This window comes from Amphritea opalescens (genome assembly GCF_003957515.1).
GTDB classification, from domain to species: Bacteria; Pseudomonadota; Gammaproteobacteria; order Pseudomonadales; family Balneatricaceae; genus Amphritea; species Amphritea opalescens.
Window position 1 is genome coordinate 48,444 of record NZ_RQXW01000021.1, and the last position, 22,634, is coordinate 71,077.

Here is a 22,634-nt window from a genome sequence, read left to right on the forward strand (position 1 = left end):
TCTCCTATCTCCGCTCGCTGATTCACAATAGATCGCAATCGCTAACAAGACTCCAAATAATAAAATTCGTTAATCAAAAAATCCCCGGTTGCGATCAACAACCGAAGATTCTTTAATCTACTCTCGCTATGAAATAATTAAGCGGTCTTTGGCCGACGGTGTAAAAAAGCGGCTAACGCGGGCAGTAACGTCAGTGCACCCACCATATTCCAGATAAACATAAAGGTCAGCAATATACCCATATCCGCCTGAAATTTTATCGGTGAGAAAGTCCAGGTGCCAACGCCAATCGCCAGAGTAATACCGGTAAAGCCAACCGCCTTACCCGTTGTTTTCAACGTATTAAAATAGGCTTCTTCAAGCCCTAACCCCTGATCAAGGTAACCCTGCATCTTCGAATAGATATAGATACCATAATCCACGCCGATACCCACGCCCAGTGCAATCACCGGTAAAGTGGCCACTTTCACCCCAATACCGATCTGCGCCATCAACGTCTGACAAAGCAACGAGGTAAGACTCAGTGGTAACAGAATACAGATCACGGTTCGCAGTGAGCGGAAACTCAACCAACACAGGATAAAGACCACACCATAAACCCACGCCAGCATTTTATACTGGGCGGTTTCGATTACTTTATTGGTGGCCGCCTCAATACCCGCACTACCGGCAGCTAATAAAAACTGTAACTCGTCAGTACCATTTTCAGCTGCAAAACGTTCAATTTCACCGGTTACTTCGGTTAACGTGCTCGCTTTGTGATCATTAAGAAACACAATCAATGGCGCCAAACTACAATTACTATTAAAGCTACCGGGGGGTGCCTGAACAGAGGCCGCATTCAACAACTGCTGATTACGGTTAAGTGCATTCCACTTAAGGCTGCCTTCGTTCATCCCAGATAAGGCAATCTTAGTAAAGTTCACCAGCGAGTAAGTCGACTGCACCCCAGGAACTCCTTCAAGCTGCCACTGCAAACTGTCGAGTGTATCTAAGGTCTCATAGGCCGAACATTGATCAGCGGTGGTCTTCACCATCACCACCAGAATATCGGTACTGGTCGAGTAATTTTCGGTAATAAACTGATTATCTAAATTATAGCGAGAGTCCGGCCGAAGCTCTGGCGCCCCCGGATCGAGATCACCAATTTTCAAATCACCACTTTGAGTAAAACCGACCACAAACAAACCGGCTCCCACCAGCAGCACAATGGCAGCTCGACGACGCTGGGTGAAGTTAGCCATAAAGTGCCAGAAGGGATGACTATGACCCTCTTCTTCGTCCACCAGCTTTTTAATCGCCCGCGGACTCACACCGCTATATGAGATCAAAATAGGTAGGAGAATCAGGTTCGTCAGAATAATCACCGCGACACCGATACTGGCTGTCAGAGCGAGCTCTTGAATCACGCCAATCTCAATCACCATAAGGGTGGCAAAGCCGATTCCATCGCTAATCAATGCTGTTAGGCCAGGTACGTAGAGGGTCCTAAACGCATTGCGAGAGGCGGTTAAACCATCGGCACCTTTAGCCACTTCATGCACAATGCCGTTAAATATCTGGACGCTATGACTCACACCAATCGCAAAGACCAAAAAAGGCACCAGCATAGAATAAGGATCTAAACCTAAGCCCATGCTATGCAAAATACCCAGCTGCCAAACCACAGCCATGATAGAACAGGACAGAATAATCAAAGTACTGCGTAAGCAGCGCGTATAAAACACCAGCATTAACAGTGAAAAGACGACGGCAATGGCGAAAAACAGAGCAACCTGAGTCACACCATCAATCAGATCACCCACCACCTTAGCAAAGCCCGTGATATGAATAATGACCTTATCGGATTGATACTTATCCCGTATCCGCTTTTCCAGGCGGTCAGAAAACAACTTATAATCCAGTGCCTCTCCCGTGTCCGGATCAAACTCCATTAAGGGAGCATATATAATGGCCGATTTAAAGTTGTTGGCTACCAGTGTCCCTACCTTGCCAGATTTCAACACATTGGCGCGTAACTGTTCGATACTAACGGCTGAACCATCATAGGTATCGGGAATCACCGGCCCACCGGCAAAACCATCTTCAGTTACTTCGGTCCAGCGAACACTGGCGGACCAGATAGATAACATGGCGGTTCGATCTACACCCGGAATATAAAAAACTTCCTCATGGATCTGTTTTAATGTGTCTAAAAAATCAGTGGTGTAAATTTCACCATTCGGATTTTCAACCACCACCCTAACCGCATTCCCCAACCCTTTAAGCTCGTCTTTATGCGCTAAAAAGTTTTCGATATAGGGATGAAACGTCGGGATCATCTTTTCAAAACTAGCGTCGGGTTTAATCTGTACCGCCTGAAATCCCAACCACAGCGTGGTCAGTAAAAACAAGCTGACAATAATAGCTCGCCGACCAAACAATGTTTTTTCAATGAATGCCTCACCTAACCGGCTAACTAAGCGACGTGGCTTTGTCTCCATTGGCGTATCTTTCTTAGAAAAAGTCATCGAACCTCCCACTGCATCTGTGGCAAATTAATGTGAGTCATGCCATTAACACCGACCAACAACAGATCATCAGAGGTGGCCATCAAACCGCTGCTCAACGCACTTCGATCCTGTGTCAGGCCACGGCCTTTCAACTCACCATCATCACTAAACTGATAAAGCTCGCCACCATTGGTCAGTAAAACGATACGATTACCATTGATCTGACTAACGCCCAGCACCGCGGCATCACTATCGACATCAAGCTCCGACCAGTGATCTCCTCTATCGCTGGAGATAAACGCATGCCCACGGAGACCATAAACGACAACACTTTCCTCTCCTGAAGGCGTCTGAGTGACGGCCACACCAAAGAACGGGCCATCGTAGGGAGAGGTTAAGGTCGACCAACTGAGACCCTGATCATCGGAGCGATAAATTGAACCGGCTTCACCGGCCATATAGAGTTCATCGCGCCCCTGAGTCAGAGCGTTAATATGAAAGTTATCCGGGTTGGCTAGATTAGCCACCCACGGTTGCCAGTGTTCGCCACCGTCTACCGTCCTAAAAATCAGACCATAGGCACCCACAGCAAAACCCTGTCGCTCATCCAAGAACTGCACATCTAAAAAGGGACGACTAGCACCCTCTTCGCTGAACAACTGAGCATCTTCTAATAGATATTCCAATTCTTCGGTTTGGTACTGCACACCCTGTTCGAGACGTTCGTTATCGGACAAGGCTAATAATCGTTTAAGTTCATCTTCGATCGCTTGGTTAGCCTGATAGCCATCCAGCTGTTTTTGCCAACTCACACCACCATCTTGAGTCGCCAAAATGACTCCGTCATGCCCCACAACCCAACCCAACTGAGCGGTAGCAAAATCGACCGCCGTCAACGTTACCCTGACGGGAACTTGCGCTTGTTGCCAGTGTTGTCCTTGATCGTCAGAGTAGAGGATATGCCCCCGCTCTCCGACGGTTACCAGCCGCTCCGCCGCTTGGGTAATATCAAGCAATAACCCCTGTTGAGCCCGCTCACTTTGCGGAGCTCTATCCTGAAGGGGATCAATGACAGCCCATACCTGCGAACTGATCAGCAGCAAACTCAAACAGATCATCAGGCGGTGTATCATCTGGCCCGTTAGATCATAAAGCGGGCGATAAAAGTAATTGATTTTACGCATACTGAAAACTCAACAAAAAACAGGTCTGACATATCATTTAGAAGGGGGAAGTGAACAACATCCCAGACCTGAAGGGTGAGAGGGGTAACAACGCTACCCCTGAGGACGTAAACTTATCGACGACTCAACTTACGTACGTTACTCGGTGTGTAGAAACCATGCTCTTCACCCTTGTAAAGCTTAATAGGCTTGGTATCGATCTCGTTAAAGGCATAAGCACCATTTTGCAAATCAGTATGCCAGTTGCCCCGTATCAACGTACCCGGTAGATCATAAGCGTTTAACATGCTGGCAAAACCAACACGCCATAGGTTACCGCGACCATCGTAGATATCCGTAGCAACGATCGCCCAGCTATCTTCATCAAGGTAGAAACGACGTTTAGCATATACGTGACGTTTGCCCTCTTTTAGCGTCGCATCCAATACCCAAACACGATGCTTTTCCCAACGTTCGTAATCAGGGTTAGGGTGATGCGGTGTGGCTATCTCACGGATTTTGCTATCACCTTCACTAAAAGCCTGAATCAGATGGTTGTTGTTATACGGGATATACATCTCTTTCTTACCGGCCAGCGTCCAGTCATAACGTTCGGGCGAACCATTAAACATAAACGCATTGTCATAGGTTGCCTGACCGTTAAACTGTGCATTCGGTGTATCAAAGGCAATCGTTGGAGCGCGACGCACCCGACGCTGTCCAGGGATATACTGCCATGCCTGACGAGGGGTAGATGCCTGATCCATCGGGTCTTGCAACAAAATAACCTCACCCTTACGGCGTGTCGGTTTATTGTAGATCAGCAACAACTCAAGCAGATTGCCATTAAAGGTTTCAATACTGCCATCCTTAGCGTAATAGGGATAAGTTTCCCAAAGATCGCCACCGCCATGACCCAGTGCGCCATTATCTTGTACTGTCACGGACACATACTCTTTAAAAGCGCCCTCACCTACCCAGCGTAAGAGGTGGTTCCAAACCACTTCACTACCATTTTGAGGTACCGGAAAAGGAATACCACCATAAGCATTATCGACACTATTACCGGTGGCATCTAATTGAGCACGGGTCGCATTTTTGAAGGTATTGTCATACACATACTGAGGTGCTGCATGGGTACGATGGGTAGGATAAACATCCATACGAAACGTGTCAGGATACTTTTCAAACAGAGCTACCTGGCCCTCGGTCAACTGCTCTTTATATTGCTGATAATTCGCCGCGGTAATCTGAACCTGCGGTTTTTCGCCGGCAAACGGATCAATACGGCCGCCGTTTTCAGCCAACTCAGCATTAACAACTTCACCAGTCCACGCAGGGATAGAACCGTCCGCATTGGCCGCACGAATGGCACCTAAAGGCGTGAGGTCACCGTTTAAACGGGCTGCTGTATCGGCATCCACCGCAGCGAAAGCCAAGCTACTGCAGCATAAACCCGCTGTTAGTCCGGAAACCAATAGCCATGTTTTAGTAAAAGGGGGTGTATTTGTTTTTATCATTGTCATATACCTTTATGTATCAAAAGACAGCAGCCGCTAGTAGCACAGGCACCGGCTGCCGTGCTCAATCAGAAACTGTATTTCGCGCTAATAGAGACAAAATCTCGGTCAGCTTGTGGGTCTTCGTCAGCACTCCCAAGGTAAGTAGTGTATTTAATATCGGTTTTGAAGTTATTCAGGTAGGTGAATTCTGCCCCCACACTGACGACATCCTTACCCTTATCAAACGTGGCTAGCACCGCCGAATCGCCGCCGAGATTACCCGCCAAGTCATGGTTCCAGATAATCGGGATATTCATATCAATACCGGGCATCACCTGCTGGTATGCCAAGTCAAACTTGGCAGCAAAACCCCAACCATCGGTATCATTTGACAGTAGCTCGCTGGCTTTAACACCATGTACCTTGTTGTAACCCAACTCACCCACAAAGGTGGTATCGTCCGCCAAGAAACTTGGGCCAAAAACATGAATCGCGGAAAGTTGAACCGTACTCAAATCGCCTTTGATCGGCATCGTCGTACCCGGAGTGGAATCTAAGAACAGCATTCCATCACGGTAGCTGTACTCACCGCTGACGTTCGTATCACCAATAACGGTACCGAAACTAGCGCCATAAAGTTTGATATCCTCGGCATAGCGTAAAGCATAGGTGCCGTTGCTAAGCGCCTTACTCCAATCAAACACCGGCAATTTATCGTGATAGTTAAGGTAGTAGAAACCAAATTCAGTATTGTTAAGATCTTCGGCTAGATAACGAAATGCCACACCATACTGGCCACTATTATCCGCAGCGGTATCATCGCCTCGGGTCAGCGTTCCCAACCCAGTAAATAGCTGTTCACCACCTTCATCGAAATAATCATCGGCGCTGAAGTAACTACCGGCAGCGACTAAGCGTGTTTTATCCCATTCAAATTGATAATAACTCTCGACCGACATCGCCTCGTTCAAATCCAACTGCATATACAGCTGCTTTTGCGGTAAAAAGATATCTTTCAGTTCAACCCCTGGCACACCTAACTGGGTGGCATCCAGAGGACTCTGTGCCGTGGAGATACCACCGACAACGAATACACTTTCACCCCAACTAACCACCTGACTACCGAGACGCACATTAAGGTTCTTACCAGACAGATCGAAGTTGCCGTAGACAAAATAATCCAGCATCTCCATTTCGTCGCCATGACGTTTCTTGGTCTCCTCATTAAACTCGTTGTAGTTGTGCGAAGCGCCATTAAATGTGCCCGGAGAGTCGTTATCCGTATCCTGGTGATAGACATCATCATAGTAAGCACGGCCACGGAGAAACATACCGTAATCATTACGGTAATTAATATCCATTTCAGTGGTCACACTGACCCTATTGGAGATCAGCCCTTTATCAAAGTTGCGATCACCATCATCTTTATTGACATTAACACCCCCATTAATAGTTGGATCAACTAACCGCTCATCTCTGTCTTCTACTCGCCAGCTGGCACCGTAATTCAGCGTGGTATCCCAATCAATATGTAATTCTTCTGTCGGTTCGAAACTCAATGCATACGCACCTTGAGAAAAACATATAGACACCGCGGTGGCCGTCATAGCTTGTTTTAACAGCCGGTAAGACTGCTTTCTCCTGCTAGGGAAGTTCATCATATCGCCTCTTTTTTATGTTTATTATTAAGCACTGCCAGATCTATCCTTCATCAACTTGTTAATGCCTTATCACCCTGATCTGATCCAGTAGGTTTATTCAAACTATCAAAAGGCCACCCATCAAAAACCATCCCAAAGGATGGAAAAACCACCCACCCACTCAAACAATCAGTTCTATCCTTTCGGGTGGTTACCCCCTCATTTTTCATAGCTAACCTGCAAGACATAAACCCGAAAAACAGTGATAGGTCTCTGCTTTTGCTGCTAAGAAATCACCAAGCAAACAGAGCAACAAACGTTAGCTATAACAACAATAATGAGGTTCTTAGTAATGCCATTACATCATCAAAATATTCACGGCCCTCAACTTTCCCCAACTGGTTTGGAATCCGGTTTAACCGAAGAAGAATTAGCCGTTCAAGAAGGCGTTCGACGATTCGCCAAAGAAGTACTCCGCCCTATCGGTATGGAACTAGACAAAGTGACACCGGAAGAGATGATCGCGGAAGGGTCAAAGCTCTGGAGCGTACTAGAACAAGCAAAAGAACTAGGCCTTTCCGTCACCGCGATGATGGACATGGCACCGGTAGAGCGGGCTAGACTCATGGCCATTGCCTCGGAAGAACTCTCTTGGGGTGACGCTGGCCTAGCCGGAGCGATTCTAGTGAATCAGTTTCCCGTACTCTACGCAGCCATAGCGGGTAATCACGAGATGGTCGCATTTTGTGATGGTAAACGCGGCTGCTGGGGTATTACCGAGCCGGATCATGGTAGCGATATGCTCGATACCGATGGCACGATGCAAGACTCCGCAGGACAGTATGGCCGACCAAACTGCACCGCCCGTATTGAAGGCGATAAGATCATTATTAATGGTCAGAAATCCGCTTGGGTTTCCGGTGCGATGACAGCTGAGGTCTGTGCCCTGTATTGCCATTACGATGATAACGGCACCACCCGCCCAGGCATTTCTATGATTGTGCCGCTAGATGCTAAAGGCGTTACTCGAGGCAAACCCTTAGATAAAGCAGGCGTTCGTGCGCTCAATCAGGGCGAGCTCTATTTCGACAATGTTGAGGTTCCCCTAAGCCACCTACTAGCAGGGCCTGATACTTACGCTAAGTTTCTCTATAGCACGCTTGCCGAGGCCAATGCCCACGTTGCCAATATGTATATTGGTGTGGCCCGTGCCGCCTATGAACATGCCTTAACCTATGCCCATGAGCGCAAACAGGGCAGCCTGCCACTCATGCGCCATCAAAGTGTTAAAAGCCGGATGTTTCATATGTTCCGCAAGATAGAAGCCGCCCGCGCGCTACTCCGACGTACCGTGGAATACAATGCCTCGGCATCAGATCACGCTTTGCAAGGCTCTATTGCCGCCAAGATTACCTGCACAGAAACCGCCTTTGAAGTGGCCAGTGATGCCCTACAGATTTTCGGTGGTAACGGCATGACCAAAGAATATCCCATGGAAAAGCTACTACGCGATGCTCGTTCAGGCCTGATTGCCGACGGCTGTAACGAGGTGCTCGCTATCAAAGGTGGCAACCTGTTGATCAATCCGGAACTGCTCTAAAACCGCCGGTTCCTGACTGATAGCCCAGAGATAACGCAAGGATAATAAGATGAAACAGAATGCATATATTGCAGGCGTAGGTATGACACGGTTTGGTAAACACCTAGACCGAGGCCTGAAATCACTCACTATCGAAGCCGTAAACCAAGCATTAACTGACGCAGGATTAGACGCCAAAGACCTGCAAGCCGCCTATATGGGTAATGCGGCTGCGGGCGTCATCGTAGGACAGGTCTGTGTGCCCGGTCAGATGGCCCTACGGGAGATCGGCATTGGCCAGATTCCCGTCATTAATGTCGAAAACGCCTGCGCTTCGGCCTCAACGGCCTTTAATCAGGCCTGCACTATGATTACCAGCGGTCTCTATGATGTTGTGTTGGCCACCGGTGCGGAAAAACTATTTCACTCCGATAAGCTAAAAACCTTCTCGGTTTTCAGCGGCGCGGTTGATGTCGAAAACTATGATGCGGTTGAGCAACAGATCGTGGCTCGCGCTGAAGCTGCGGGTATGAAGGTAGACATGGATGGCGCCGGTACTAAGCGTTCGGTTTTCATGGATATCTACGCTTCAATGGCGCTGGAGCACATGAAAAAGTATGGTACTACTCAGGCTCAATTTGCCGCTGTTTCAGCCAAAAACTCCTTCCATGGCAGCCTAAACCCCCGCGCTCAATATCAAGAACTGTTAACCGTCGAACAAGTATTGTCCGCACCGGAAATTGCATATCCGCTGACCTTACCTATGTGCTCCCCCATCGGTGACGGTGCCGCCGCGGTGGTACTGGTGAGCGAACGAAAGGCCCGTGAAATGGGTTTAAGTGACCCTGTTAAAGTGGCTAGCTCCGTACTACGCAGCGGCTGGGACCCACAGTCGGAAGATGAAGCCGGTGTTACTGAGACCTGCGCAATGGAGGCTTATGAAGAAGCGGGCGTAGGCCCGGAAGACCTTTCTTGTATCGAGCTACATGACGCCTCCGCGCCTTCTGAACTGATCTATTACGAACAACTCGGACTCTGTAACAAGGGCGAAGGTGGCCGTTTCGTGGAAGAAGGCCATAGCAAGCTAGGAGGCCGCGTACCGGTGAATACCTCCGGCGGACTACTTCGTAAAGGTCACCCTATTGGTGCCACCGGTATCGCCCAAATCGTTGAACTAACCGAGCAGTTGCAGGGCCGTGCTAAGGGACGTCAAGTCGAAGGCGCGCGTATTGCCTTAGCAGAAAATGGCGGTGGCTGGATCAATACCGACGCTGCCGCTGTGGTCGTTAGTATCCTGACAAAATAGAAGGTCTGCTATGAGTATTAGAGACGAGCTTATTCTTGCCAACCTGATCCAAAATTGGGTGGACCGCCAACCGGACCTGGATGTCCTAACCTTTATCCATGTGGATGCCGAGGGCTGTATTCAGGAACAGGTGCGCAGCTATCAACAACTCTGGGATAACGGACAGCGCATCGCGGCGGGGCTGAATGCCCAAGGCCTCAAGCCTGGACAAACGTTTGCTCTGCTAATGCAAAACCATCCAGAATTTGTTGAAGCGATGATTGCGGCATCCATTACCGGTACCGTATTTGTGCCGATCGACCCTCGGGTTCAGGGTGCCAAATTGAAGTATATGTTGGAATTTTCCGAGTGCCGAGGGGTGATCTGTGCCGACTACGCCCTCGACAACCTGTATTCGATCAAAGCTCAACTACCCGAGCTTGAGTGGATCATCCAACTGAATACCGCCTCAATGGCGACTGCGGGCAAAGGGGCCTTGGATATTCAAACCCTGCTAACCGCTGAGGTACCCACATTGCCCGTGATCTCTCAAGATCCGGATGCGCCGATGCAAATGTTATATACCTCAGGCACCACCGGTGACCCTAAAGCAATACTCTCCTCGCACCGCCGCTTTGGCGATGTGGTCAGTCAAGGGGAGTTTCTCGGTATGCGTCAAGGAGATCGCCCCTATACGGGTCTATCACTCACCCATGCCAACGCTCAACTGCTCACCATGGGCGTGGCACTAAAAATGGGGCTCAGAGCAGTCATCAGTCGTAAATTCACTAAATCACGTCTATGGGATATGACACGTCTTTATGGTTGTACCGTATTCAATTTGTTGGGAGGGATGACCACCGCACTGTATAGCCTTCCCAAGCAACCCGATGATGCCGACAACCCTGTACGTTATGTCCTCAGTGCGGGTATGCCGGCAGCGCTTTGGAACGACTTTAAAGAGCGCTTCAAGGTTGATATTTACGAACTCTATGGCGCGGCCGAAGGCGGCCTATCGCTAAACCCAATGGGATTAGGTCCCGTGGGCAGTATTGGGAAAGCCCCTGCATCACTGGAGGTTCGCATCGTCGATGAAAATGATACCGAATGCCCTCCGGGTACACCGGGCGAGATTATCTTCCGTAATGCCGATGGTAGCGTACCTAAGGTAGCCTACTTCAAGAACGAAGAAGCTTCCCGAGAAAAGATTCGTGACGGCTGGTTACGTATGGGTGATATAGGCCATATCGATGAGGAGGGTTGGTTATTTTTTCACTACCGCAAGGGAGGCGGAATTCGCCGTAACGGCGACTTTATTAACGCTGCTCATATTGAAAAAGTGGTTGCTGAAAACCCTCAGGTTGCCGATGTCTATGTTTATGGCGTTGCGGCAAGCTCAGGCGCCCCGGGCGAAAAAGATATTGTGGTGGCCGTCGTTCCACAGCCTGGTATTCACTTCTGTGCTGATTCTCTATTCAGTGATTGCAGAGCAAACTTAGAAGCTAACTTCGTCCCCAGCTATGTGCAGTTAGTGGATGAAATACCTAAAACCGCCTCCGAAAAACCCCAAGAACGTTTCCTATTGGAACTATTTGATACCCAATCGGAAAGGGTTTTTAGCTAAATAAGACGTGACTCTTTTTGCACTCACTCACCGCAGTGATAGCAATGGAACCACGGACACAAACAGAAAAACCTTAGCCTATTAATAAACATAATAAGAGGTTCACCCCATGAGTAGTAAGCGAAATGTATTGATCTATGGTGCCAGTGGTTACACAGGTAAGTTAGTTGCCGAATCTCTGGCGCAACGCAATATACCCTTCTATATGGCAGGCCGGAATCAAACCAAACTAGAAGCCGCCCGTAAAGTCGTAGAAGAGCGTTTTGGCGCGCCCATCGATGCTGAACTCCTCGTCACCAGTAACGCCACAGAAGAACTGTTACCACTACTTGAAAATGTAGATGTCCTCATCAATGTCTCAGGCCCCTTTATGCAGCTCGGTTGGCCCATAGTCGAGGCTTGCCTACAAGCCAATTGCCACTATTTGGATACCACCGGTGAGCAAGATTGGACGATCGCTATTCAAGAGAAATATGGCGCTGCCTTTGCCGCCAAAAACCTGCTACTCAGCCCGGCAAATTCCTTTATGTGGCAAGCCGGAGCACTCGCCGCTGAAGTTGTTTTGGAAACCAAAGGTGTCGATAGTCTCGACATCATCTACCAAGTCGATAATGCCCAACCTTCCGTGGCATCGACCAAATCCTTTCTCCGAATGCAAGGTAACCCTGATACGCAATTCTACCTTGAGGAAGGCGAATACAAATCATGGCCTAATGACAAAGCCTATACGGTCAATCTTCCCCACCAATCACTGCCCAAGTTGGCCATTCCTTGGGGCGGCGCTTGCGAACCTGTGTGGTTCAAGATGGACGAACGCGTCCGTAACTGCTCTGTATTGACAGCATTCGGTGACGAAATTATCAACAACGTCATTTTAGCTATCCAAACCTACAATGAACGTTCTCAAGGTATGACACAGGAAGAAAAGGAACAGCTGACTAATCAGATGGGTGGTGAAATGACAACCTCGGAGCCCGCCAAGGATAATCATAATCGCTTCCGCAGCGTGATTGTCTGTCATGGCCAAGGCAACCAGGTGACCACCACCTTTTCGTTATCCCTATGGGCACCTTACACCTTTACCGGTGAAATCTGTGCCGAATCCGCTAAGCGTATTTTAAACGGCCAACTCAAAAAGGTTGGCTTCCAGTCGGCCGCCAAAGCCTTTGGCCATCACGAACTGCTTGAGTTTTTCCATGAGCAAGGCTTTTGTAACCTGCCAACTAAAGCGGCTCAATAACAGCCTATTAAAACGGTCAGCCTAAGCTGATACCAAGGGGGGGAATACCCCCCTATTCTCTTGTTGCTGTATAACACAAGGTGACCTGCAATGAACAATAACAATAAACATCGCTCATTTTTTTTCACCGCGGCCCTGTTCAACTGGACAGTCGCGATCATCTTTTTGTTTGCTTATCAGCCTGTCTTTAACCTGATAGGCCTGAGCCCTGTGCCACAAAATCCAATCTATCTACACCTGTTTGCCTGCTTGGTCGCACTTTTCGGTCTGGGGTATTACTGGGTGAGTTTAGACTTCGATAAAAACCGTAATATCGTTTACCTCGGTATTGTGGGAAAACTCTCTGTGTTTGCGCTACCTGTCGGATACTATTTTGCAGGCAGTATCTCCTGGCAATTACCAGCACTCACCAGCGTTGACCTCGTGTTCGCTATGTTGTTTTTAAACACCTTACGGCAATCACCCTCTTCATAATTCAACAGACCTTAATAAAGCACAGTGTTCATCAGCCAGCGATCCTGAAGATTAATCCTCAGGCAGCTAAACAACTGATGAACGTCTGTACCGGGTTTATTCCGCTTTCCCTAATAAAAACAAACGAAGGAAACATCATGAACGTTAATCCACTCAACCTTGAGAATAAAGTGGCACTCGTCACCGGTGCAGCCACTGGCATCGGCGCCAGCTGTGTCGAGTATTTAGCACGTATGGGCGCTAAGGTAATGGCCACTGACATCCAAACAGAGCTCGGTCAACAGAGCGTTGATGGCTTACGCGAACAAGGCTTAGATGTTGCTTTTCATACCCTCGATGTCTGCTCAGAAAATGATTGGGATAAAAGTGTAAAGGCAACGCTAGCGCAGTTCGGAGGACTCGATATTCTCGTCAATAATGCGGGCATCTATATCGGCGGCACGCTGCTTGAAAACTCTCTCGAACAGGTACGTCACGTTCATAAGGTCAACGTTGAATCCATTTTTTTGGGCATGAAGTCCGCAGCCGAAGTAATGAAACCCGGTGGTGCTGCCGGTAAAGGTGGCTCCATTATTAACCTATCATCCATCGCTGGATTAATTGGTGTCCCTGGTCATAGCGCCTATGGCTCCACCAAAGGCGCAGTGCGCCTATATACCAAACACGCAGCCGTTGAGTTCGGCAAGCTCGGCTATGGTATCCGCGTCAATTCGGTACATCCCGGTGTCATCAGAACCGATATGGGGGCTCAAGCCTTTCAAGATTTCGTTGATATTGGCTTAGCTAAAACGACGGCAGAAGCCGAAGAGCTAATCATCGGTATGACCCCCATAGGTAAGCTTGGTGAAGTCGAAGATATCGCACAGATGATTGTCTTCCTCGCATCCGATGCGGCTGGCTTTATCACTGGGGCTGAATTTTCCGTTGATGGCGGTATGGGCGCGCAATAAGCCCTCTCTCAGGCCTCAATCTCCGCCCAAAGACAGGGCGTATTAAAGTAATAAACCGAATTGATCAGGAGATTTACCCATGCGTTTACACAATAAAGTCGTTTTAGTCACCGGTGGTGCTTCCGGTATTGGTAAGGCAATCTGCGAACGTTTTACACAGGAAGGAGCCAAGGTTGTGGTCGCGGATATTGACCATGAACAGGGGCGAGCCCTTACACAAGAACTAGGGGACCAAGCGCTCTATATCGAATTAGATGTCAGACTGCCAAAAGCCTGGGAGCTAGCTAGTCAAAAAATTCTGACCCACTATGGCCGCCTAGATGTTCTGGTGAACAATGCTGGTATCGTGATCCCCGCCAATGTAGAAGACTGTACACTCGAAGATTGGCAGCATACTCACGCTATCAATAATGATGCTGTTTTTCTCGGTTGCCAAGAAGCAATAAAAACCATGAAGGTTGCAGGAGGCTGCATCATTAATGTATCTTCCATTGAAGGAATTATTGGCGAACCGAAATTAGCGGCCTACAATGCGAGCAAAGGAGCCGTTCGTGTCTTCACCAAATCCGCAGCTCTCCATTGCGCGAAGGAAGATTATAATATCCGAATCAACTCTCTCCATCCCGGCTATGTAATCACCCCCCTCGTTAGTCAAGCAATGGAAGACCTTTCAGAAGCCGATGCGGCTGAACTCGAGCAACGAGTTTTATCCAACATTCCCATGAAGCGAATGGCCCAGCCTGAAGAGATCGCCAGTGCGGCTCTGTTTTTGGCTTCAGATGATGCTCAATATATGACCGGAGCTGAACTGATCATAGATGGTGGATATACAGCTCACTAAGCTGATCACCTCTATTTTGTGCCCTTCTAAATATCACTTTATAGGACATAAGCTCTTAAAATATGACGAATAACAATAATAATATTCTCATAATAGACACTAAGCTGTCCCCACCCCTCCCCTGGGGTCGGGACATGCTTGCACGTCAACAACTGCTTGATCAGCTCGATCTAAACCGAGATAAACGCTTAATACTGATCGCAGCACCCGCTGGCTACGGCAAATCAACCCTCATGTCACAATGGCAACACTCCTTGACACAACAGGGGGTATCGACTGCTTGGCTCACCCTTGATGAGGATGATAATGACCCGGGCCGACTATTCACCTATTTACGCTACGCATTGACCGGTAATACCCAACCAACCGGATCCATCGACCTACGTCGTTCGATACTCAACCACGCCACCTTGCTCGCAGATTTTTTTAAAGAGAAGCAAGCGCCATCGGTGTTGTTTATCGATGAACTCGAAACGATCAACGATGCTGAATCGATCCGCCTACTGTCGATGTTGCAGCAACAGCTACCACCGGGGAAGCTGATGGTGGTCGCCTCAAGAGAAAAAAAGACGGACTGGAGCCTCGCCAAACTTAAGCTACAAAACGAATTATTAGAACTGAGTGATGTGGATCTTCGTTTCAGTACCCAAGAAACCACCCGTCTCGGTGAACTCAGGCTAACGGGCCCCTTTAGTGATGCCATCACCCAAACATTGACCGATAAAACCGAGGGTTGGATTGCAGGCATCCGTTTAGCCATGCTCTGTTTCCCGCGCATGGATGATGCACAAACCTGGGTACAAAACCTTACCGGCGAAATGGATGAGATTACCGACTTCCTGTCTGAAGAGGTCTTTCGTCGCCTAGGTACAGAGCAGCAGCTATTCTTGCTCAAAGTATCTGTTTTAAACCGCATGAACGCCTCGCTCTGTGAAGCCTTAACCGGAGAACAAGGGGCACAAACACAACTGGAGAGTTTCTGCGAAAAAGGCCTTTTCCTTCAACCCTTGGATCAACAGCGCCACTGGTTTAGGCTGCATGGACTCGTACGGCAGTTTTTATTAAAACGATTAACTCAATTAATTCCTCAAAAAATCGCCGCATTGCATGATAAAGCCGCCTGCTGGCATGACGATCAAGGCTATAAATTAGAAGCGGTTCATCATGCTATTGCTGCGAAAAACCTACCATTTGCAACGGATATATTGGAAAGCTTTAGTAAATACCTAGTGACTCAAGGGCAACTCGGAACATTGATTACCCTAACCTCGCAGATCTCGGCTCAATACCCCATTAATACGCCAACGCTGTTATCCAGCACCTGCTGGGCTAGCCTCTTTCTCCACAAACAAGAAACGGCAGAAACACTACTTCAAAGCCTTAGAACCATTAACGACGAACAGGGATTACCTGAAGAGCTACTCTCATTATTCTTCACTCTTGAGTCTTTGCTGCTCATTATGAAAGATGATGTCCCCTCTGCCGGCACATTAGCTTACAAACAGCTTCCCTACATCCGTGAAGAAGATCATTTCGAACGGGGCGTACTCGCCAATATTCTTGCGTTATACAATATAGGCGCACAAGAATATCAACTTGCTCAGCAGTATATTTTAAAAGCCCGGGCCGCCCATATTAAGTCGGGCAGTTGCTTTGGTTTAGCCTACTCTGACACCCTTGCAGCCCTCAGAGAGTGCCAGTTGGGTAATCTGTTATTAGCCAAGGAGCGATTTAGTCAGATAGGCTACGATTCTGATTATCAAAATTTCAATGATCCATCCCTCACTAAACAGGTATCTAAAGCGGTCTGCCTTGGCTTTCAAGTCGGGTTGCTATTCGAACTAAACCATCTAGATGAAGCACAACAACTGCTGGATGAACATTTTGCCGATGCGATCAACAATACCATCCCCCCAGATATGGTCATCTCCGGCTGCCTGACACGGGCACGCATTGCCTTTATCAATGACGACCTAAACACCGCTTACTCATACCTTGAGGAGGGTGAAATCGCCGGTGTCAGTGCATCACTACCACGGCTGGTTAAGGAGATGCGCTGGGAAAGAGTTCGCTTCGCCATTCTTCTTGGCGATTTAGATGCCGCTAAAACCTTTGCCACGCAAACAGATATCGATAACATCCCAGACTATCCTGCGGGTTTTCTCAATCCCGCTGATATCCGAGGTTCTCAGGATATTGCCCCATTACGCTATGACATACATACCGGCCATACCAAACAGGCTTTAACACAAATTGATCTATTTTTATCTAATGCTAGACATACCCCCTGTCGGACACTAACACTCTTAGTGTTGCAGTCCATTGCTTATGGCTTGAGTGAAGATACTCAGAACGCCCACCGCTGCATGATCGAAGCGCTCGACCTAGGGCTAAAAATCGGTTCAATGCGGAGCATTATCGATGAAGGCCCTCTGGCCATCGCATTGCTCAAAGCACTCTATATCGAGTGGAACAAACACCCTAATATTGCCAATAATAAACGCATAACCTACTGCGATTCATTACTGCTATTAGTGGGTGAATCATTGGCCGCCGATGTTGAAAATGCCTCATTAGTGGAAGATTTATCGGACCGTGAACTTGAAATTCTCAAGCTCGTTGGTGGTGGCCTGAAAAACGATCAGATCGCGGATAACCTATTCCTATCGGTTAACACCGTTAAATGGCACCTGCGACGGCTTTATGAAAAACTTTGCGTAAAGTCACGAACTGAAGCGCTCGCCGAAAGCCGAAAGTTAGGGCTGATCGATTAACACGCTAAGCGCCAGTCAGCGATATCCACATAACTGATATCGCCTTAATAGGGGGATGAACGATGGCTGTTCTACCCCTATTAAGGCGACTCTTCTCCCCAGTACGGCCCACTCCACCAAGGTGAAACGACTGTCGTTACATCTTACGCCCTAGCTTGAACTCATCACCTTAGGTAAACCATCCCTAATGATGGCGGCTAACTAAACGCTGTTTGATAGATTAAATAGGCGCGTTGGCGCCCTTCTCTCTTTAAAAATAACAAATAGGACGGGCTTAGCATGATAGAGCTTTACACGGCAGCGACCCCTAACGGCCATAAAATCAGTATCGCCTTAGAAGAGATGCAGCTGCCCTACTTAATAACCACCTTAGATTTGACCAATAATGAGCAAAAAAGCTCTCATTTTTTAACCATCAACCCAAACGGGAAAATTCCCGCCATCATCGATAGAGGCAACCATAATATTAGCGTCTTTGATTCAGGCGCCATTTTAATCTACCTAGCCGAAAAATCCGGCAAGCTACTATCCCAAGAACCTAATGAACGTTCACAAACCTTACAATGGTTGATGTTTCAAATGAGTGGTATCGGCCCGATGATGGGACAGGCCAATGTCTGGTATCGCTATCGAGAAGATCAGTATCAACCGGCTATTGATCGCTATCAAAATGAAGTTCGGCGATTATATGCCGTCATGAATAATCACCTTAACGGCCGTGACTATCTGGCACAGCATTACAGTATTGCCGATATCGCTAACTGGGCCTGGATACGTACCCATGAATGGTCAGGCGTTGAGGTCGATGAGTTTCCTCATTTACAAGATTGGATAGAAAGAATCGCCCAGCGTCCTGCCTGTCAACGGGGTATCAACTTACCGCCCATCAACATCCATAACGGAAATGCAGAGAGGTTCATCCAAACAGCCCGCTCTATTTTAGTTAACTGATCTTAAAAGGAACGTTTAATGAAACTCTATGACTGCACCTCCGCACCAAACACCCGTCGTGTTCGCATGTTTATGGCCGAAAAAGGGATCGATATCCCCCGCATTGAGATCGATATTGCTCAGGGTGAAAACCTGCAATCAGACTTCCTCAGTAAGAATCCACGGGGGGTATTACCCTTATTAGAACTCGACGACGGTAGTTATCTCGATGAAAGTATCGCCATATGCCGTTATCTTGAGGAGCTTCATCCAGAGCCCGCACTCATGGGCCATGATGCAAAAACCAAAGCGAAGATAGAATCTTGCCAACGCCATATTGAGTTTGATGCCCTACTACCGCTGGCAGATGTATTACGTAACTCTGCGCCAACCTTTAAAGAGAGAGCCTTGCCTGGCACTTCCGGGGTAATCGCTATCGACGCTTTAGTCGACCGCGGTATCGCCAGTTATCAACGATTTCTTGAACGGCTAAACGACCGTCTTAAAGATCAACCCTATGTTGCCGGAGAAAGCTTTTCGATCGCCGATATTACCGCACTCTGTGCACTCGACTTCGCTAAATGGGCCAAACTAAAAACCCCAGAACAGCATACCCATATTCTGCGCTGGTATGCTCTCGTCAATACCCGCACCAGCGCTGGAGCCTAAGAATAACGGCAAGCCTAGTGATCAACATCATCTGCTTGCCAATACAACGGCGCACTGAAGCATTGGGTATAGTAATCTATAAACGCCCTCACCTTGGGGGCGAGTAAGCGCGAACTGGGGTACACCGCCCAAACAGCCGTGTCAGACATTAATGGATAACCCTTCAGTACCTGCACCAACTCACCTGCCTGCAGTTGTTGATAAACACTCCAGGTCGAGCCAATCGCGATGCCAACGCCATTCACGCAGGCATCTCTAACAGCTTCGCCATTATCGGTACGAAAATGCCCCTGCACTTTTATAACGTGCTCCCCGCTTGGACCTTTAAAACGCCAATGCTCCAAGCCCAATAAACTGATACAGCGATGCTTGATTAAGTCTTGTGGTGATCTGGGTTCACCATACTCTTTGAGGTAGTCAGGCGAGGCACAAATAATACGATCATCCGGTGCCAGTTTACGAGCCACCAGCGTTGAATCTTTTAGTTCAGCAATACGAATCGCAATATCAAAGCCCCCTTCCACCATATCAATAATGGAGTCGGATAAGCGTAGATCGACACTGAGGTCAGGATAGCAGGACAGGAAACCGTTCAACGCAGGCACTAGATGCATACGCCCAAACGATGCCGAGGCCGACACTCTCAATGTGCCGGAGGGTAAGTCATTGCCCACGCCCACCGAAGCACAGGCCGCATCAACGCTGGCCAAGACATTCTCGGCATAGGGCAGAAAGTCTCGCCCCTCCTCGGTTAACGACACCTTACGGGTTGTTCGGTGAATCAGACGCACCCCAAGCCCTTCTTCCAGCTTGTTGATATGAGCACTGGCGACCGCCGGCGACAACCCTAACTCGGCGCCGGCCTGACTAATATTGCGGCTCGCCGCGATCCTAATAAAGAGTTTCAGATGTTCAATATTCATCGCTATTATCAATATAATCTAAAAACAGATTGAGTATTATTAAAGATTATCATCATAAACAACAAGGAATAAAGTACAACCATTAACTAAACAGAGGTTCCCCCATGAAAGCAATGATTGTCCGTGAATTTGGTGCTCCTGAAGTATTCGAGCTTGCTGAAATCCCAACACCGGAGGCCAAGCCGGGTGAGGTATTGGTACGCATCGAAGCCACCAGCGTTAACACCGTCGATATGATGATTCGTCAGTTGGGCCCAGAATTACCACTCTCTCCCCCTGCGCCAGCCGTGCTGGGTATGGATTTCGCAGGGACAATCGTTGCTTTGGGTGAAGGTGTCACTACATTTGCCATCGGCGATGAAGTCTATGGCTGTGCCGGTGGCCTCGCCGATCTTCAGGGAGCCTTGGCTGAATATATGCCTGCAGATGCTCGTCTGATTGCCCACAAACCAAGTAATCTTTCGATGCGTGAAGCCGCCGCCTTACCACTCGTTGGCATCACCGCTTATGAAGGCTTACTTCGTACTGGCATTAGCGCCGGTCAACGGGTGTTGGTACATGGTGGTTCAGGCGGTGTTGGCCATGTTGCCGTACAGCTTGCACGTCACTTTGGTGCCGATGTCTATGCTACCGGTGGCGGCGAGAAACAACTCGCCCTGATCGAAAAGCTGGGAGCCAAAAGCATCAACTACAAAACCGAAACCGTTGCTGATTATGTTGCTAAACATACTGGTGGTGCCGGCTTTGATGTCGTCTTCGATTCGGTAGGTGGCGCTAATTTAACCCACTCGTTCGAAGCCGCCGCATTAAATGGTCAGATTGCTTCAACCGTTGCTATGGTCGAGCTCGACCTATCCGTTGCGCACTTTAAAGGTTTGTCACTGCACGTTGTATTTATGCTGATCCCGATGCTTCATAATCATGGACGTGCGGCCCATGGTCAGATATTGACCGAGATAGCCAAGATCGTTGAAGCTGGAAACCTAATGCCAGTACTCGATGAGCAGCGCTTTACGCTCACCGAAGCAGGTAAAGCACATGCGCGCCTGAGCAGCGGCCAAGGCATGGGTAAAGTCGTTATCGATATTTAACCTGCCCTAACGGGCCAAGGAAGGCCTGGATTTAATTTTAAGCGGGATACGAACAAAGAGAGCTAGCGTGAGCACACAATCGACCCCGTTGAAACAACAACTATTTCATATGACATGGCCAATGTTGATCGGCATGCTGGCCATCAGCAGCGGTCAATTAGTTGATAGTGCCTTTATCGGCCAGCTTGGTGCCGAGCCACTCGCGGTGGTGGGTTTTTCAATGCCCATTTATCAATTGATTATTGGTATCCAGGTTGGCCTCGGCATCGCCACCACGGCAGTCATCTCAATGGCCCTTGGCGCAGACAAAACCGCCTACGCCAAACAACTGGGGGCACTCATTATTGCCACCGGTTTTATCCTTATATCATTGCTCTGCTTATTGCTTTGGGCGACACAGTCTTCTATTTTTTCGTTACTAGGCGCCGATGCAACACTGCTGCCATTAGTTCGGCTTTACTGGTTTCCTTGGCTTATCAGCTGCTGGCTAGGCGCCATGCTGTATTTCGGCTTCAGTCTTTTTCGTGCCTATGGTCAAACACGTTTTCCGGGCATTGTGCTGGTGTTTACTAGCCTGATCAATATTCTGCTCGATCCACTGTTTATCTTTACCTTTGATATGGGACTCGCAGGGGCTGCTTGGGCTACCGTCGGCGCCTTTGGTCTAGGCTGTATCATCATTTTCGTGGCTATTTATCGGCAACGCTGGGTTCAGCTACCTAACACCTTAGCGATCATCCGCCTTGGCTTACAACGGCTATTTAGCTTTACCGCACCAGCGATGCTGAGCCAGTTTCTGCCACCATTAACCGCCTTGGTCGCTACTGGGCTGGTTGCTAGTCATGGTAATACTATCGTTGCCGCGTGGGGATTAGGTAGCCGGATGGAGTTCTTCTCTATCATCATCGTACTTTCACTGACCATGTCGATGCCTCCGATCATCGGCAGGCTGAGAGGCCGTCAACAGCTTGCTCAAATTGATCAACTGATGCGTATCGCCATCGGCTTTGTTATCGTTTTTCAACTGTTTGTTGCCCTCATGATTTTGTTCGTTTCAGCTCCCCTTAGTCACCTCTTAACCAGCGATACACTCACCGCCGACAGCGTGCATCAATACCTGTTATTAGTGCCGCTAAGTTATGCGGGGCTGGGGGTCAGTATGATCACCATCTCTGCCTGCAGCGCCATCGGCATGCCCGCTCAGGCGGTGATTATTTCAGTCATACGTTTATTTGGCTGCTATCTGCCGTTGCTCTGGATAGGCTCCATATTGGCAGGGCCGACCGGACTCTTTGCCGGCGCGATGCTCGGCAATTTGTTGGCCGGTTATCTAAGGAAGCTACGATTAAGAAGTCGTAAAACACCCAACCTCTCTTTTTCAAATAAAAAAGCACAAGATTCCACCTGTTTTGATGCTTTTCATCACTAAACAAGCTTATTTAGCCTTGTTTAGTGGA

The 22,634-nt window shown here is 48.4% G+C and carries 17 protein-coding genes; 12 read left to right on the forward strand and 5 right to left on the reverse strand.

Annotated elements, in window-relative coordinates; all coding sequences use genetic code 11:
• Positions 1–137: 137 nt before the first annotated feature.
• The 4 genes from EH243_RS17050 to EH243_RS17065 all read right to left on the reverse strand — a co-directional run bounded on the left by EH243_RS17050 (position 138) and on the right by EH243_RS17065 (position 6,818).
• Entirely contained in the window at positions 138–2,510 is a 2,373-nt protein-coding gene (locus EH243_RS17050; protein ID WP_478212950.1) for an efflux RND transporter permease subunit, read from the reverse strand.
• Positions 2,507–3,676: a WD40/YVTN/BNR-like repeat-containing protein gene (locus tag EH243_RS17055; protein ID WP_126159863.1), complete on the reverse strand. Its 1,170-nt coding sequence runs from the start codon at positions 3,674–3,676 to the stop codon at positions 2,507–2,509. Before EH243_RS17055 ends, EH243_RS17050 begins: the two co-directional genes overlap by 4 nt.
• 113 nt (positions 3,677–3,789) lie before the next feature.
• Positions 3,790–5,175 carry a DUF1329 domain-containing protein gene (locus EH243_RS17060; protein ID WP_126159864.1) on the reverse strand — a complete coding sequence of 462 codons (1,386 nt, stop codon included), beginning with the start codon at positions 5,173–5,175 and terminating at the stop codon, positions 3,790–3,792.
• A 68-nt stretch (positions 5,176–5,243) separates the two neighbouring features.
• Complete coding sequence (locus EH243_RS17065) at positions 5,244–6,818, reverse strand: DUF1302 domain-containing protein (protein WP_126159865.1); 1,575 nt, start codon at positions 6,816–6,818, stop codon at positions 5,244–5,246.
• 331 nt (positions 6,819–7,149) lie between these two features.
• Between EH243_RS17065 and EH243_RS17070 the strand changes: the two genes are divergently transcribed.
• The 10 genes from EH243_RS17070 (at position 7,150) to EH243_RS17115 (ending at position 19,163) form a co-directional block, all read left to right on the forward strand.
• A complete protein-coding gene (locus tag EH243_RS17070; RefSeq protein ID WP_206441651.1) occupies positions 7,150–8,397 on the forward strand; it encodes an acyl-CoA dehydrogenase family protein in 1,248 nt (415 codons plus the stop codon).
• A 49-nt stretch (positions 8,398–8,446) separates the two neighbouring features.
• Positions 8,447–9,682: a thiolase family protein gene (locus tag EH243_RS17075; protein WP_126159867.1), complete on the forward strand. Its 1,236-nt coding sequence runs from the start codon at positions 8,447–8,449 to the stop codon at positions 9,680–9,682.
• Positions 9,683–9,692: 10 nt separating this feature from the next.
• Positions 9,693–11,285: a class I adenylate-forming enzyme family protein gene (locus EH243_RS17080; protein WP_126159868.1), complete on the forward strand. Its 1,593-nt coding sequence runs from the start codon at positions 9,693–9,695 to the stop codon at positions 11,283–11,285.
• Between the two features lie 109 nt (positions 11,286–11,394).
• Entirely contained in the window at positions 11,395–12,525 is a 1,131-nt protein-coding gene (locus EH243_RS17085) for a saccharopine dehydrogenase family protein (protein WP_126159869.1), read from the forward strand.
• A 90-nt stretch (positions 12,526–12,615) separates the two neighbouring features.
• A complete protein-coding gene (locus EH243_RS17090) occupies positions 12,616–12,999 on the forward strand; it encodes a hypothetical protein (protein WP_126159870.1) in 384 nt (127 codons plus the stop codon).
• Positions 13,000–13,136: 137 nt separating this feature from the next.
• On the forward strand, positions 13,137–13,949 hold the full coding sequence (locus EH243_RS17095) for an SDR family NAD(P)-dependent oxidoreductase (protein WP_164549156.1): 813 nt from the start codon (positions 13,137–13,139) through the stop codon (positions 13,947–13,949).
• Positions 13,950–14,028: 79 nt separating this feature from the next.
• Entirely contained in the window at positions 14,029–14,790 is a 762-nt protein-coding gene (locus EH243_RS17100; RefSeq protein WP_126159872.1) for a glucose 1-dehydrogenase, read from the forward strand.
• Between the two features lie 134 nt (positions 14,791–14,924).
• Positions 14,925–17,564: a winged helix-turn-helix domain-containing protein gene (locus tag EH243_RS17105; RefSeq protein ID WP_164549157.1), complete on the forward strand. Its 2,640-nt coding sequence runs from the start codon at positions 14,925–14,927 to the stop codon at positions 17,562–17,564.
• A gap of 279 nt (positions 17,565–17,843) precedes the next feature.
• The gene (locus EH243_RS17110; RefSeq protein ID WP_126159874.1) at positions 17,844–18,515 is read left to right on the forward strand and encodes a glutathione S-transferase family protein; all 672 of its coding nucleotides are present in this window, start codon (positions 17,844–17,846) and stop codon (positions 18,513–18,515) included.
• An 18-nt stretch (positions 18,516–18,533) separates the two neighbouring features.
• A complete protein-coding gene (locus EH243_RS17115; protein WP_126159875.1) occupies positions 18,534–19,163 on the forward strand; it encodes a glutathione S-transferase family protein in 630 nt (209 codons plus the stop codon).
• 14 nt (positions 19,164–19,177) lie between these two features.
• Here EH243_RS17115 and EH243_RS17120 read toward each other — a convergent pair whose 3' ends face one another.
• Positions 19,178–20,086 (reverse strand): LysR family transcriptional regulator, encoded by a 909-nt coding sequence (locus EH243_RS17120; protein ID WP_126159876.1) that lies wholly within the window; start codon positions 20,084–20,086, stop codon positions 19,178–19,180.
• Positions 20,087–20,190: 104 nt separating this feature from the next.
• Between EH243_RS17120 and EH243_RS17125 the strand changes: the two genes are divergently transcribed.
• Both EH243_RS17125 and EH243_RS17130 read left to right on the forward strand, forming a co-directional pair.
• Positions 20,191–21,177, forward strand: coding sequence for a zinc-dependent alcohol dehydrogenase family protein (locus tag EH243_RS17125; protein ID WP_126159877.1), 987 nt, complete (start codon positions 20,191–20,193; stop codon positions 21,175–21,177).
• Positions 21,178–21,244: 67 nt separating this feature from the next.
• A complete protein-coding gene (locus EH243_RS17130; RefSeq protein WP_206441653.1) occupies positions 21,245–22,606 on the forward strand; it encodes an MATE family efflux transporter in 1,362 nt (453 codons plus the stop codon).
• Positions 22,607–22,634 lie beyond the last annotated feature (28 nt).